This window comes from Cellulosimicrobium sp. SJTW-1, from assembly GCF_047716875.1.
Taxonomy (GTDB): Bacteria; Actinomycetota; Actinomycetes; order Actinomycetales; family Cellulomonadaceae; genus Cellulosimicrobium; species Cellulosimicrobium funkei.
In genome coordinates this window covers 2,974,990-2,988,448 of record NZ_CP136680.1, presented here as the reverse complement: position 1 = coordinate 2,988,448, position 13,459 = coordinate 2,974,990, and the positions used below count along the sequence as shown (strand labels likewise).

Annotated in this window: 15 protein-coding genes; all 15 read left to right on the top strand. The window is 72.7% G+C overall.

The genetic code is table 11. The features are described from left to right. Positions 1 to 126: 126 nt before the first annotated feature. The 15 genes from prfA to nucS all read left to right on the top strand — a co-directional run bounded on the left by prfA (position 127) and on the right by nucS (position 13,412). Positions 127 to 1,230, top strand: coding sequence for a peptide chain release factor 1 (gene prfA, locus RSE42_RS13520; RefSeq protein ID WP_043655669.1), 1,104 nt, complete (start codon positions 127 to 129; stop codon positions 1,228 to 1,230). Between the two features lies 1 nt (position 1,231). Then, positions 1,232 to 2,251 (top strand): peptide chain release factor N(5)-glutamine methyltransferase, encoded by a 1,020-nt coding sequence (gene prmC, locus RSE42_RS13515; RefSeq protein ID WP_415296605.1) that lies wholly within the window; start codon positions 1,232 to 1,234, stop codon positions 2,249 to 2,251. Next, positions 2,248 to 3,018, top strand: coding sequence for an L-threonylcarbamoyladenylate synthase (locus tag RSE42_RS13510; protein WP_081895890.1), 771 nt, complete (start codon positions 2,248 to 2,250; stop codon positions 3,016 to 3,018). Before prmC ends, RSE42_RS13510 begins: the two co-directional genes overlap by 4 nt. Next, positions 3,015 to 4,271, top strand: a complete 1,257-nt coding sequence (locus RSE42_RS13505; RefSeq protein ID WP_081600065.1) for a glycosyltransferase family 4 protein — start codon at positions 3,015 to 3,017, stop codon at positions 4,269 to 4,271. Before RSE42_RS13510 ends, RSE42_RS13505 begins: the two co-directional genes overlap by 4 nt. Continuing rightward, positions 4,268 to 4,819, top strand: coding sequence for a hypothetical protein (locus tag RSE42_RS13500; protein WP_232322745.1), 552 nt, complete (start codon positions 4,268 to 4,270; stop codon positions 4,817 to 4,819). The genes RSE42_RS13505 and RSE42_RS13500 overlap by 4 nt, the downstream gene beginning before the upstream one ends. A gap of 238 nt (positions 4,820 to 5,057) precedes the next feature. Beyond that, a complete protein-coding gene (atpB, locus tag RSE42_RS13495; protein WP_021482770.1) occupies positions 5,058 to 5,852 on the top strand; it encodes a F0F1 ATP synthase subunit A in 795 nt (264 codons plus the stop codon). A gap of 104 nt (positions 5,853 to 5,956) precedes the next feature. Continuing rightward, the gene (locus tag RSE42_RS13490) at positions 5,957 to 6,187 is read left to right on the top strand and encodes an ATP synthase F0 subunit C (RefSeq protein WP_021482769.1); all 231 of its coding nucleotides are present in this window, start codon (positions 5,957 to 5,959) and stop codon (positions 6,185 to 6,187) included. Then, the gene (locus tag RSE42_RS13485) at positions 6,187 to 6,795 is read left to right on the top strand and encodes a F0F1 ATP synthase subunit B (protein ID WP_034653505.1); all 609 of its coding nucleotides are present in this window, start codon (positions 6,187 to 6,189) and stop codon (positions 6,793 to 6,795) included. Before RSE42_RS13490 ends, RSE42_RS13485 begins: the two co-directional genes overlap by 1 nt. Next, positions 6,795 to 7,610 (top strand): F0F1 ATP synthase subunit delta, encoded by an 816-nt coding sequence (locus RSE42_RS13480; protein WP_043655661.1) that lies wholly within the window; start codon positions 6,795 to 6,797, stop codon positions 7,608 to 7,610. The genes RSE42_RS13485 and RSE42_RS13480 overlap by 1 nt, the downstream gene beginning before the upstream one ends. Positions 7,611 to 7,719: 109 nt before the next feature. Beyond that, complete coding sequence (gene atpA / locus RSE42_RS13475) at positions 7,720 to 9,351, top strand: F0F1 ATP synthase subunit alpha (protein WP_034653508.1); 1,632 nt, start codon at positions 7,720 to 7,722, stop codon at positions 9,349 to 9,351. Positions 9,352 to 9,353: 2 nt separating this feature from the next. Beyond that, positions 9,354 to 10,250 carry a F0F1 ATP synthase subunit gamma gene (locus RSE42_RS13470; RefSeq protein ID WP_043655657.1) on the top strand — a complete coding sequence of 299 codons (897 nt, stop codon included), beginning with the start codon at positions 9,354 to 9,356 and terminating at the stop codon, positions 10,248 to 10,250. Positions 10,251 to 10,341: 91 nt separating this feature from the next. After that, positions 10,342 to 11,823, top strand: a complete 1,482-nt coding sequence (atpD, locus tag RSE42_RS13465) for a F0F1 ATP synthase subunit beta (RefSeq protein ID WP_021480886.1) — start codon at positions 10,342 to 10,344, stop codon at positions 11,821 to 11,823. A gap of 132 nt (positions 11,824 to 11,955) precedes the next feature. Further along, a complete protein-coding gene (locus RSE42_RS13460; RefSeq protein ID WP_021480887.1) occupies positions 11,956 to 12,222 on the top strand; it encodes a F0F1 ATP synthase subunit epsilon in 267 nt (88 codons plus the stop codon). Between the two features lie 13 nt (positions 12,223 to 12,235). Continuing rightward, a complete protein-coding gene (locus RSE42_RS13455; RefSeq protein ID WP_034653511.1) occupies positions 12,236 to 12,652 on the top strand; it encodes a DUF2550 domain-containing protein in 417 nt (138 codons plus the stop codon). Between the two features lie 64 nt (positions 12,653 to 12,716). After that, entirely contained in the window at positions 12,717 to 13,412 is a 696-nt protein-coding gene (nucS, locus tag RSE42_RS13450; protein ID WP_021480889.1) for an endonuclease NucS, read from the top strand. The last annotated feature ends 47 nt before the right edge of the window (positions 13,413 to 13,459 follow it).

The window sequence follows — 13,459 nt, the reverse complement described above, 5'->3', positions numbered from 1 at the left end:
GCGTTGTCGGGGGCCGGTCGGAACGCCGGGCCCCGGTGACGCGCCCGCGTGCGACCGCACGCCCGGCGCCCGCGCGCCGCGCCGCGACCGCCGTCCCGCATCGCCGTACCGCCCGAGGAGCCGTCCGTGACCGAGTCGTTCGCCGCCGTCGTGCCGCTGCTGGCCGAGCACGCCGAGATCGAGGCGCAGCTCGCCGACCCGGCCGTCCACGCCGACGCGGGCCGCGCCCGCACGCTCGGGCGGCGCTACGCCGAGCTGAACCAGGTCGTGGGCGCGTACCGGGCGTGGCGCGAGGCGAGCGACGACGCCGAGGCCGCGGCCGAGCTCGCCGCGCTGGGCGGCGACGACGGCGACGCGTTCGCCGACGAGCTCCCGGGCCTGCGCGCCACCGAGGAGGAGGCGCGCGAGCGCCTGCGCCGCGTGCTCGTCCCGCGCGACCCCGACGACGGCCGCGACGTCATCCTCGAGATCAAGGCGGGCGAGGGCGGCGAGGAGTCGGCACTGTTCGCGGGCGACCTGCTGCGCATGTACCTGCGGTACGCCGAGCGCCGCGGCTGGAAGACGGAGGTCCTGGAGTCGACCGACTCCGACCTCGGCGGCTACAAGGACGTCCAGGTCGCGGTGAAGGCGCGCAGCACGCCGTCCGACCCGGCCGAGGGCGTCTGGGCCAACCTCAAGTACGAGGGCGGCGTGCACCGGGTCCAGCGCGTGCCCGTGACGGAGTCGCAGGGCCGCATCCACACGTCTGCCGCCGGCGTGCTCGTGTTCCCCGAGGTCGAGGACGCGGGCGAGGTCGAGATCGACCCGAACGACCTGCGCATCGACGTCTACCGCTCGTCGGGCCCGGGCGGGCAGTCGGTCAACACGACCGACTCCGCGGTGCGGATCACGCACCTGCCGACGGGGATCGTCGTGTCGATGCAGAACGAGAAGTCGCAGCTCCAGAACCGGGAGCAGGCGATGCGCGTGCTGCGCGCGCGTCTGCTCGCCGCGCAGCAGGAGGCGGCCGCCGCGGAGGCGGCGGACCTGCGGCGCTCCCAGGTGCGGACGGTCGACCGCTCCGAGCGCATCCGCACGTACAACTTCCCGGAGAACCGCATCGCGGACCACCGCACCGGGTACAAGGCGTACAACCTCGACCAGGTGCTCGACGGCGACCTCGACCCCGTCGTGCGCTCGGCCGTGGAGGCGGACGAGGCGGCCCGGCTCGCCGCCGCGGGCGAGGCCTGAGATGGGCGACGCGCGCACCGAGCGGTCCGTGCCCGCCGCGCTCACCGCGGACGACCTGCGGCGCGCGGTGCGGGCCGCCGAGGGGATCCTCGTGGAGGCCGGCGTCCCGTCCGCGCGCCACGACGCGGAGGCCCTCGCGGCCTGGAGCCTCGGCCTGCCGCGCCTCGAGTGGTACCGGCTCCCCGCGGGCGACGCCCCGCTCGCCCCCGCGCTCCCGACGGGCGCGACCGACCGCTTCCTCGCCGACTTCGCGGACGCGGTGGAGCGCCGACGAGGGCGTGAGCCGCTCCAGCGCATCGTCGGGCACACCGTGTTCCGGCACGTCACGGTCGAGGTGCTCGACGACGTCTTCGTGCCCCGCCCGGAGACGGAGACGGTCGCGCAGGTCGCGATCGACGAGGCGGCACGGCTCCTCGGCGACCCGGGCCGCGCGGACCGGCCGCCGCTCGTCGTGGACCTGTGCTGCGGGTCGGGCGTCATCGGGATCAGCGTCGACGTCGAGGTGCCGGGCTCGCGCGTCGTCGCGGTCGACCTCTCGCCCGACGCCGTCCGCGCGACGACGGCGAACGCCGCGCGCGTGGGGTCGGGCACCCAGCGCACGCTCGTCGGCGACGTGGGCGACCCGGCCCTGCTCGCCGAGCTCGACGGGACGGTCGACGTCGTCGTGTCGAACCCGCCGTACATCCCGCCGGACGCGGTGCCGGTCGACCCCGAGGTCCGCGACCACGACCCCGACCTGGCGCTCTACGGTCGCGGCGCCGACGGGCTGGAGGTGCCGCGCGCCGTCGTGCGCGCCGCCGCGCGCCTGCTGCGGCCCGGCGGCCTGTTCGTCATGGAGCACGCGGAGGTGCAGGCGGCCGACGTGCGGGCCGCCGCCCGCGCCGCAGGCGCGTTCGTCGAGGTGCGCACCCTGACGGACCTCACGGGCCGCGACCGCATGGTCGTGGCGCGCCGAGCCGGTGCCGTCGGTGCCGCCGATGACCCAGGGTCCCCGCACGGGCGTGGAAGGATGGACCCGTGAGCTCCGTCCACCCCGTGACCGACCCGAACACCTGGGGCGCCGGCATCGACGAGGCGGTCAACGCGATCTCCCGCGGTGGCCTCGTCGTGCTGCCCACCGACACCGTCTACGGCATCGGCGCCGACGCCTTCGACGCCGAGGCGGTGTCCGCGCTGCTCGCCGCGAAGGGCCGCGGCCGGCACATGCCGCCGCCGGTTCTCGTCCCGGACGCGCGCACGCTCGACGGCCTCGCCACCGACGTGCCCGACGACGCCCGCCGCCTCGTCGAGGCGTTCTGGCCCGGCGGGTTCACGATCATCCTGCGGGCCCAGCCGTCGCTCGCGTGGGACCTCGGCGAGACGCACGGCACGGTCGCGCTGCGCATGCCCGACCACCCGGCCGCGCTCGCGCTCCTGCGCCGCACCGGGCCCCTCGCCGTGTCGTCCGCGAACGCGACGGGCCGCCCCGCCGCGCTGCACGTCGACGACGCGCGCGAGCAGCTCGGCAGCGCCGTCGGCGTCTACCTCGACGGCGGGACGGCGCCCGGGGGAGTGGCGTCCACGATCGTCGACGCGACGTCCGGCGCGCTGCGCGTCGTGCGGCAGGGGGCCGTGACGCTCGAGCAGCTGCGCGAGGTCGCGCCCGTCCTCGGCCCCGACGACGAGCCGGCCGCGGACGCCGCCCCGGAGCCGCAGGAGACGGTGCCCGTCGAGGCTGCCGTCCCCGACGCGCCCGCCGAGACCCGAGGCTCCGGCGACGCCGGGGAGCCGGAGGCGAACGGCGGGTGAGGGTCTACCTGCTCGTGATGCTCGTCGCCGCCGCGGTGACGTTCCTCGCGACACCCTTCGCGCGCTGGGTCGCGCTGCGCACGGGCGCCATCACGGCGGTGCGCGACCGCGACGTCCACACGATCCCGACCCCCCGGCTCGGCGGTCTCGCGATGCTGCTGGGGCTGGTGGTGGCGGTCGTCTTCGCGTCGCAGATGCCCTTCCTCGAGAGCGTCTTCGTCGGCGAGGTCGCGGGGCAGATGGTCGCCGACGCCCGGATCTGGGGGATCGTCGGCGCCGCGGCGATCGTCTGCCTGCTCGGCATCGCCGACGACATCTGGGACCTCGACTGGATGACCAAGCTCGCGGGCCAGGTGCTCGCGGCCGGGCTCATGGCGAGCCAGGGCGTCGTGCTGTTCACGCTGCCCATCCCCATCGGGGAGCAGCAGCTCATCTGGTCCTCGCGCCTCCAGCTCGTCGCCACGATCCTCGTGGTCGTGGTGGCCATGAACGCCGTGAACTTCGTGGACGGCCTCGACGGCCTCGCGGCCGGCCTCGTCGCGATCGGGGGCGCCGCGTTCTTCGTCTACTCGTACGTGCTCACGCAGAAGGCGAGCGCCGACGACTACTCGAGCCTCGCGACCCTCGTCATCGCGGCCCTCGTCGGCATCTGCGTCGGGTTCCTGCCGCACAACTTCCATCCCGCCCGGATCTTCATGGGGGACTCGGGCTCGATGGTCCTCGGCCTCGTGTTCTCCGCCGCGGCGATCGTCGTGACGGGCCGGGTCGACACGACCACGCTCTCCGGGGCGCAGCAGATCCCGGCGTTCATCCCGCTCCTCCTGCCGCTCGCGGTGATCCTCCTGCCGCTGCTCGACATGGCCATGGCGGTCGTGCGCCGCGTCGCGCGCGGCAAGTCCCCGTTCCACCCGGACCGCATGCACCTGCACCACCGGATGCTCGCGATCGGGCACTCGCACCGGCGCGCCGTGCTCATCCTCTACGTGTGGACGGCCGTGTTCGCGTTCGCCGCCGTCGCGCTGGTCCAGTGGCACTGGCACGGCGTCGCCGCAGGGCTCGCCGGGGCCGTCGTGGCCGCGGCGCTCCTCACGCTCGGACCGCTGCGCACGCGCGGGCGGTTCCTCGACGACGACGCCGCCGCGGCGGTCGACGTCCCGCCGGCCCTCGCGCCCCCCACCTCCTCCGCGCCCGGGTCCAGCGATCCGGCCGCGTCGTCCGCCGTCCCCACCCCGCCGAAGGAAGCCCTGAGATGACGACGAGCCAGCCCGAGCCCGCCCGCCCGGACGACCGACCGGACGCCAGGCCGGAGGGCAGGCCGGACGGCACGGTGGACGGCAGGTCGGGCAGCACGGCGACCGAGGGCCCCGTCGAGCAGACGATCGGCGCGCACGGCCGCGCCGTGCGTGCGGTGTTCCGCACCGCCCTGCGCGACGTGCTGGTGCTGCTCGGCGCGCTGACCGTGCTCGGCGTCGCGGTCGGTGCGCTCGTCGCGGGGCTACCGGGCGTCTGGGGCGCGCTCCTGGGCGTGGGCGTCGCCCTGATCTTCTCCGCGACCACGGTCTGGACGATGCTGCGCACCGTCGACTCCAGCCCGACGACGACGGCCGCGATCGTCATGGCGAGCTGGCTCGGCAAGATGATGGTGCTGATCGCCGTCCTCGTCGTGCTGCGCGGCATGGACTTCTACGACCGGTGGGTGTTCGCCGGGGTGCTGCTCGTCGGCGTGATCGGCTCCGCCGCGCTCGACTACCGGGCCGTGAGCAGGGGACGGATCCCGTACGTCGACCCCGCGGCGCGCTGACGTACCACCGGCGCGCCGCCGACGTACCACGGGGCCGCCGCGCGGGGGGAGGGACCCTCGTCCCGCAGCATGAGCAAAATGTCACAAGCGGCCGGGAACGGCGAGAGCACGCGGATCCATACGTTAGGCTACTGGCGAATCCATGACGGCCAGGTCCGACGGCGTGCCCACCCACGGGTGACGGCTGCCCGGACCACACGACCATTGGGAGTCCACCCTGTCCACGCTTGCGACCCCCGTGCTCCTCGCTGCATCCGAGAGCGAAGGTGGCTTCCACGCGCCGTCCATCGCCGACTTCTTCCCGCCGGCGATCCTCTTCGAGGGCACCATCTTCCAGATCGACCGGATCTGGATCGTCCGGATCGTGGCCACGATCGTCCTCCTCGCGATCTTCGTCGTCGCCGCGCGTCGGGCGCGCCTGGTCCCCGGGCGCTTCCAGAACGCGATCGAGATGATGCTGGACTTCGTCCGGGTCCAGATCGTCGAGGAGATCATGGGCAAGGAGCACGCCAAGCGCTTCGTCCCCATGATCACGACGATCTTCTTCGCGGTCCTCGCCTTCAACCTCACGGGCATCATCCCCGGCCTCAACATGGCCGGTACCGCCCGCATGGGCCTGCCCTTCCTGCTCGCGCTGTGGGTGCTCGTCACCTACTGGGCCGTGGGCATCAAGGCGCACGGCCTCGGCGGCTACCTCAAGAACAGCCTCTTCCCCCCGGGGATCCCGGCGCCGATCTACCTGATCGTCACCCCGATCGAGCTGCTCCAGATCCTCATCATCCGGCCGGCCTCGCTCGCGATCCGTCTCGTCGCCAACATGGTCGCCGGCCACATCATGCTGGTCCTGTGCTTCGCCGCGACGCAGTACTTCGTCTTCGAGGCGGTCCCCGCGATGAAGGCCTTCGGCGTCCTGACGCTCGCCGGCGGGCTGATCTTCACGCTCTTCGAGCTCCTCGTCGCGGCCCTGCAGGCCTACATCTTCGCGCTCCTCGCGTCGGTGTACCTGAACATCGCGCTCGAAGAGGAGCACTGACCCGAGGCCGCACCGCGCGCCCCGACCGACCCTCTCCCACCACGCACCACTCAATGTGACGCCCGGCCGACCGGTCGGGCGCCCAACGGAAGGAACGAGCACACGTGGACGTCACCACCCTCGCCGAGGTCTCCGGCAGCATCAACACGATCGGTTACGGCATCGCCGCGATCGGCCCGGGCATCGGCCTCGGCATCCTCATCGGCAAGACCGTCGAGGGCATGGCCCGCCAGCCTGAGGTCGCCGGCCAGCTCCGCGCCACCATGTTCCTCGGTGTCGCGTTCGTCGAGCTGCTCGCGCTGCTCGGGCTCGTCGCCGGCTTCCTCTTCCAGTGATGACGGCGCTGGCTGACGCCGCGCTGACCCTCGCGGCGGAGACCGGCGAGGAGCCGGCAGGCATCGACCTGTTCCTCCCCGCCGGCTACGACATCCTGTGGTCGGCCGTCGTCCTCGTCATCATCGCGGTCGTCTTCTACAAGGCGGTCCTGCCGAAGTTCCAGGCGGTCCTGGACGAGCGCACCGCGAAGATCGAGGGCGGTCTGGCCAAGGCGGAGTCCGCCCAGGCCGAGGCCGCGGCGGCGCTGGCGGAGTACCACCAGCAGCTCCAGGAGGCACGCACCGAGGCGGCGAAGATCCGTGAGGAGGCGCGCGCCGAGGGCTCGGCGATCGTCTCCGACCTGCGGGCCAAGGCGTCCGACGACGCCGCGCGCATCGTCGAGACGGCGCACCGCCAGATCGAGGCCGAGCGCCAGCAGGCCGCGGTCTCGCTGCGCAACGACGTCGGTCTGCTCGCGACGGAGCTCGCCTCCAAGATCGTGGGCGAGTCGCTCGCCGACTCGGCACGCCAGAGCCGCGTCGTCGACCGCTTCCTCGACGAGCTCGAGGCCGCGGGTCCCGCGGCGGCGAGCGCGGCGGGCACCGGTCCCGGCACCGAGGAGCGCTGATGCGCGGAACGAGCGGCGAGTCCCTGACGCAGGCGCGGGACCGGTTCGAGCCGGTCCTGCGCTCGGCGGGCGAGAGCGCGCTCGCGCTCGGCGAGCAGCTCTTCGCGGTCACGGCGGCGCTCGACGAGTCGGCGCCGCTGCGGCGCTCGCTCGCCGACCCGTCCCGCTCCGGTGCGGACAAGGCGGCGCTGGTCACGGCCGTCCTCGCGTCGGGCTTCGACGAGCGCGTCGTCGACCTCATGGCCGGCCTCGTCCGGTCGCGGTGGTCGCGCGAGAGCGACCTCGCGGACGCGACCGAGCGCCTCGGTCTGGAGGCGGTCCTCGCGTCCGCCCAGTCCCGTGGTGCGCTCGAGCAGGTCGAGGACGAGCTCTTCCGGACGTCGCGCGCGCTCGTCGGGCAGCGCGAGGCACGGCAGATCCTCTCCGACGACACGATCGACCCCGAGCGTCGCGCCGCCTTCGTGCACGCGCTGCTCGGCGGGAAGGCCGACCGTGCGACCGAGGTGCTCGCGGTCCACGCGACGCGCGCGCTGCGCGGGCGCCGGTTCGTCCCGACGCTGGGCTGGATCGGTGAGGTCGCGGCCGAGCGTCGGCAGCGGCTCGTCGCCTCCGTGACGTCGGCGACGGTGCTCACGCAGGCACAGCTCGACCGCCTCTCGGCGCTGCTCGAGCGGGCCTACGGGCGGGCCGTGCAGCTCAACGTCACGGTCGACCCCGCCGTCCTCGGCGGGATGCGCGTCCAGGTCGGTGCCGACGTCGTGGACTCCACGGTGCTGGCCCGGCTGGCCGACGCGCGCCGACGTCTCGTGAGCTGACCGGCCCACCCTTCCGACCGACGACCGTCCTGCCGGCCACCGGCCGCACAACCGACAAACGTTCGACCGCACCCGAACCACGAGGTGCGGCCACGACAGGAGAAGAGCAATGGCTGAGCTGACGATCCGGCCGGAGGAGATCCGGGCCGCTCTGGACAGCTTCGTGAAGTCCTACGAGCCCGAGGGCGCCGTGTCCGAGGAGGTGGGCCGGGTCACCCTGGCCGCCGACGGCATCGCCCAGGTCGAGGGTCTCCCGGGCGCGATGGCCAACGAGCTGCTGCGCTTCGAGGACGGGACCCTCGGTCTCGCCCTCAACCTCGACGTCCGCGAGATCGGTGTCGTCGTGCTCGGCGAGTTCACCGGCATCGAGGAGGGGCAGGAGGTCCGTCGCACGGGCGAGGTCCTCTCCGTCCCGGTCGGTGACGGCTACCTCGGTCGCGTCGTCGACCCGCTGGGCAACCCGATCGACGGCCTCGGCGAGGTCGCGACGGAGGGCCGCCGCGCCCTCGAGCTCCAGGCGCCCGGTGTCATGGCGCGCAAGTCGGTCCACGAGCCCCTCCAGACGGGCCTCAAGGCGATCGACTCGATGATCCCGATCGGCCGCGGTCAGCGTCAGCTGATCATCGGCGACCGCCAGACGGGCAAGACGGCGATCGCGATCGACACGATCATCAACCAGAAGGCGAACTGGGAGTCGGGCGACCCGACCAAGCAGGTCCGCTGCATCTACGTCGCCATCGGCCAGAAGGGCTCGACGATCGCGTCGGTCCGCGGCGCGCTCGAGGAGGCCGGCGCGCTCGAGTACACGACGATCGTCGCGGCCCCGGCGTCCGACCCGGCGGGCTTCAAGTACCTCGCCCCCTACACCGGCTCGGCCATCGGCCAGCACTGGATGTACGGCGGCAAGCACGTCCTCATCGTGTTCGACGACCTGTCGAAGCAGGCCGAGGCGTACCGCGCCGTGTCGCTGCTGCTGCGCCGCCCGCCGGGCCGCGAGGCGTACCCCGGTGACGTCTTCTACCTGCACTCCCGCCTCCTCGAGCGTTGCGCGAAGCTCTCGGACGAGCTGGGCGCGGGCTCGATGACGGGTCTGCCGGTCATCGAGACGAAGGCGAACGACGTCTCGGCGTACATCCCGACGAACGTCATCTCCATCACGGACGGGCAGATCTTCCTCCAGTCCGACCTCTTCAACGCGGACCAGCGTCCGGCCGTCGACGTCGGCATCTCGGTGTCGCGCGTCGGTGGTGACGCCCAGGTCAAGGCGATGAAGAAGGTCTCGGGCACGCTGAAGCTCGAGCTCGCGCAGTACCGCTCGCTCGAGGCGTTCGCGATGTTCGCGTCCGACCTCGACGCGGCGTCGCGCGGCCAGCTCCAGCGTGGTGCGGTCCTCATGGAGCTGCTCAAGCAGGGCCAGTACTCGCCGTTCCCGGTCGAGGAGCAGGTCGCGTCGATCTGGGCCGGCACCAAGGGCAAGCTCGACGACGTCCCCGTCGAGGACGTGCGCCGCTTCGAGTCCGAGATGCTCGACCACCTGCGCCGCAACACGGACGTCTTCTCGACGATCGTCGAGACGGGCAAGCTCGAGGACGCGACCGAGGCGCAGCTCTCGGAGGCGGTCGACGCCTTCCGTGCCGGCTTCCTCAAGGGTGACGGCACGCCGCTCGTCGGCGGCGACACCGAGGACGAGACCGAGACGGAGATCGAGCAGGAGCAGATCGTCCGGCAGAAGAGGGCCTGAGCATGGCCGGATCCCAGCGCGTCTACAAGCAGCGGATCAAGTCGACGCAGTCGCTCAAGAAGATGTTCCGCGCGCAGGAGCTCATCGCCGCGTCGCGCATCGGCAAGGCCCGCGACCGCACCGCGGCCGCGGCGCCGTACGCCCGGGCGATCACCCGGGCGGTGTCGGCCGTCGCGACGCACACGACGACGCAGCACCCGCTGACGAGCGAGCGCACGGACACCAACCGTGTCGCGGTGCTCGTCGTCGCGTCCGACCGCGGCATGGCCGGCGCCTACTCGGCGTCGATCATCCGCGAGACGGAGCGCCTCGTGGAGCGGCTCACCGCCGAGGGCAAGGAGGTCGCGCTCTACGCGGCCGGCCGTCGGGCGATCCAGTACTACACGTTCCGCGGGCGCGAGCTCGCGGGCACGTGGTCGTACGGGTCGGACGCCCCCAACGCGGAGGTCGCCGGCGAGATCGCCGAGACCCTGCTCGGGGCCTTCCTCGCGCCGGCCGCCGAGGGCGGCGTGAGCGAGCTGCACATCGTCTACACGCAGTTCGTCAACATGGTCACGCAGCGCCCCCGCGTCGTGCGGATGCTCCCGCTCGAGGTCGTCGAGGGCGTCGCCCCCGCCGGCAAGCACGACGTGCTCCCGCTGTACGACTTCGAGCCCTCGCCGGAGGCGGTGCTCGACGCGCTGCTCCCGCGCTACGTCCGCAGCCGGATCTTCAGCTGCCTCCTCGAGGCGGCGGCGTCCGAGCTCGCGGCGCGGCAGCGGGCGATGCACACCGCGACGGACAACGCGGAGGACCTCATCCGCAACTACACGCGGCTCGCGAACCAGGCGCGCCAGGCGGACATCACCCAGGAGATCAGCGAGATCGTCTCGGGTGCCGACGCCCTGGCGGCGTCATGACGGGCCGCGCGGCCCGCGCGGCCAGCACCATCACCGACATCCTGACCGAACCCGCCGGGGACCACTCCGGCACTGCGAAGCGAGGCCAGCAATGACCGCCACCACCGTGGAAGCACAGGTCGAGCACTCCAGCGGTCCCGGCGTGGGCCGAGTCGCTCGTGTGATCGGCCCCGTCGTGGACATCGAGTTCCCGGCGGACGCCATCCCCGACATCTACAACGCGCTGACCGTCGACATCGACCTGTCGTCGCAGGGCGAGGGCGAGAAGTCGTTCACGCTCACGCTCGAGGTCGCCCAGCACCTGGGCGACTCGCTCATCCGTGCGATCGCCCTCAAGCCGACGGACGGCCTCGTCCGCGGCGCGCAGGTCACCGACACGGGCGCCCCGATCAGCGTCCCCGTCGGCGACGTCACCAAGGGCAAGGTCTTCAACGTCACGGGCGACGTCCTCAACGCCGAGCCCGGCGAGACGATCGAGATCACCGAGCGCTGGCCGATCCACCGCAAGCCCCCGGCGTTCGACCAGCTCGAGTCGAAGACCACGATGTTCGAGACGGGCATCAAGGTCATCGACCTCCTCACGCCGTACGTGCAGGGTGGGAAGATCGGCCTCTTCGGTGGTGCGGGCGTCGGCAAGACGGTCCTCATCCAGGAGATGATCCAGCGCGTCGCGCAGGACCACGGCGGTGTCTCGGTGTTCGCCGGCGTCGGCGAGCGCACGCGTGAGGGCAACGACCTCATCCACGAGATGGAGGACGCGGGCGTCTTCGACAAGACCGCCCTCGTCTTCGGCCAGATGGACGAGCCCCCGGGCACGCGTCTTCGCGTCGCGCTCTCCGCGCTGACCATGGCGGAGTACTTCCGTGACGTGAAGAAGCAGGACGTCCTCCTGTTCATCGACAACATCTTCCGCTTCACGCAGGCGGGTTCCGAGGTGTCGACGCTGCTCGGGCGCATGCCGTCCGCGGTCGGTTACCAGCCGAACCTCGCCGACGAGATGGGTCTGCTCCAGGAGCGCATCACCTCGACGCGTGGTCACTCGATCACGTCGCTCCAGGCGATCTACGTCCCTGCGGACGACTACACCGACCCGGCGCCGGCGACGACGTTCGCGCACCTCGACGCGACGACCGAGCTCTCCCGTGAGATCGCCTCGCGCGGTCTGTACCCCGCGGTGGACCCGCTCGCCTCGACGAGCCGCATCCTCGACCCGCGCTACGTGGGCCAGGAGCACTACGACGTCGCGACGCGCGTGAAGTCGATCCTGCAGCGCAACAAGGAGCTCCAGGACATCATCGCGATCCTCGGTGTGGACGAGCTCTCGGAGGAGGACAAGACGGTCGTCGCGCGCGCGCGCCGCATCCAGCAGTTCCTCTCCCAGAACACCTACATGGCGGAGAAGTTCACCGGCGTCGTGGGCTCGACGGTCCCGCTGAGCGAGACCATCGAGGCGTTCAAGAAGATCGCCGACGGCGAGTTCGACCACATCTCCGAGCAGGCCTTCTACAACATCGGTGGCCTCGAGGACCTCGAGCGCAACTGGGCCCGCATCCAGAAGGAGTACGGCGCCTGACCCGACGCTCGCACGGGGCCGGGCCGTACGGTCCGGCCCCGTGGGCGTCGCTCCCGACCCGGTCCGCCGCACGCGGACCGGGCGTCGTCCCGGACAGCACACCGGGCATGAACCGCCCATGAAGGAGTTCCCGTGGCACAGCTGAACGTCGACCTCGTGGCGGCGGACCGCAAGATCTGGTCGGGCCGCGCGCAGCGGGTCACGGCCCCCGCGGCGGACGGCGAGATCGGCATCCTCGCGGACCACTCGCCGCTGCTCTCCGTGCTGCAGGAGGGCTCGGTACGCATCGCGGGCGAGGGGGAGTCCCTCGAGGTCCGCGTCTCCGGCGGGTTCCTCTCCGTCGACTCGAACCAGGTCACGATCGTGGCGGACTCCGTCGAGTCCGTACCGGCCCGCTGACCTCCGCCCGACCATGACGCCCCTGGCCTGGATCGCGCTCGGACTGCTCGTCCTCGTCCTTGTCGCGATCGGGCTGGGGGTGTGGCGTCTGCGCGCCCTGTCGCACCGCGTCGGCTCGTTCGAGTGCGGCGCGCGGCGCGCGGGCGCCCCCGGGGCCCCGTGGGTCGCGGGCATCGCGCACTACGGCGTCGGCCGCATCGACTGGTGGCGGCTGTGGTCCGTGTCGCTGCGGCCCGCCCGCACCTGGTCCCGCTACGACCTCGTCATCGCGGGCCGTGAGCCGCTCGCCGGCGAGGCGTCCGACACCTACCTCGTCCGCTGCCGCTACCGCGGCCAGGACTTCGAGCTCACGATGTCGCGGGCCGCCTACGAGGGCCTCGCCTCCTGGCTGGAGGCCGCGCCTCCGGGGCGGCGCGACGTCGTCGTCTGAGGCGTCGCCCCGGGGGCAGACGCCGTGACCGGACCGCCCACAACCGACCCGGAGGACCCGCCTCATGCGCCTCGTCGTCGCCCGCTGCTCCGCCCGCTACACGGGCCGCCTGTCCGCCCACCTGCCGCTCGCGACGCGCGTGCTCATCGTCAAGGCCGACGGGAGCGTGCTGCTGCACTCGGACGGCGGGTCGTACAAGCCGCTGAACTGGATGAGCCCGCCGTGCTCGCTCGCGGTGCGCGCGCCCTCCGACGAGGCGCGCGAGCGCGGCGTCACGGAGGTCTGGGCCGTGCAGCACGCGAAGAGCGACGACCGGCTGGAGATCGAGCTGCACGAGGTGCAGCACGACAGCTCGCACGAGCTCGGCGTCGACCCGGGGCTCGTCAAGGACGGCGTCGAGGCGCACCTCCAGGAGATGCTGGCCGCGCAGATCGAGCTGCTCGGCTCGGGCCACACCCTCGTGCGCCGCGAGTACCCGACGGCGATCGGTCCCGTCGACATCCTCGCCAAGGACCCGCTCGGCGCGACGGTCGCGGTCGAGATCAAGCGCCGGGGCGACATCGACGGCGTCGAGCAGCTCACGCGCTACCTCGAGCTGCTCAACCGCGACCCGCTGCTCGCGCCCGTGCGCGGCGTGTTCGCCGCGCAGGAGATCAAGCCGCAGGCGCGCGTGCTCGCGACCGACCGCGGCATCGGCTGCCTCGTGCTCGACTACGACGCGATGCGCGGCGTCGACGACGTCGACTCGCGCCTCTTCTGACGCCCGACCCAGCGCCGAGCAGGCGGTCGTGGTCCGTCCCGACCCCC

Bases quoted from the DNA above. Each gene is read 5' to 3' on its own strand.
- prmC (WP_415296605.1), top strand. From the start codon at position 1,232: ATGGGCGACGCGCGCACCGAGCGGTCCGTGCCCGCCGCGCTCACCGCG.
- RSE42_RS13500 (WP_232322745.1), top strand. From the start codon at position 4,268: ATGACGACGAGCCAGCCCGAGCCCGCCCGCCCGGACGACCGACCGGAC.
- RSE42_RS13485 (WP_034653505.1), top strand. From the start codon at position 6,187: ATGACGGCGCTGGCTGACGCCGCGCTGACCCTCGCGGCGGAGACCGGC.
- RSE42_RS13480 (WP_043655661.1), top strand. From the start codon at position 6,795: ATGCGCGGAACGAGCGGCGAGTCCCTGACGCAGGCGCGGGACCGGTTC.
- atpA (WP_034653508.1), top strand. From the start codon at position 7,720: ATGGCTGAGCTGACGATCCGGCCGGAGGAGATCCGGGCCGCTCTGGAC.
- RSE42_RS13470 (WP_043655657.1), top strand. From the start codon at position 9,354: ATGGCCGGATCCCAGCGCGTCTACAAGCAGCGGATCAAGTCGACGCAG.
- atpD (WP_021480886.1), top strand. From the start codon at position 10,342: ATGACCGCCACCACCGTGGAAGCACAGGTCGAGCACTCCAGCGGTCCC.
- RSE42_RS13455 (WP_034653511.1), top strand. From the start codon at position 12,236: ATGACGCCCCTGGCCTGGATCGCGCTCGGACTGCTCGTCCTCGTCCTT.
- nucS (WP_021480889.1), top strand. From the start codon at position 12,717: ATGCGCCTCGTCGTCGCCCGCTGCTCCGCCCGCTACACGGGCCGCCTG.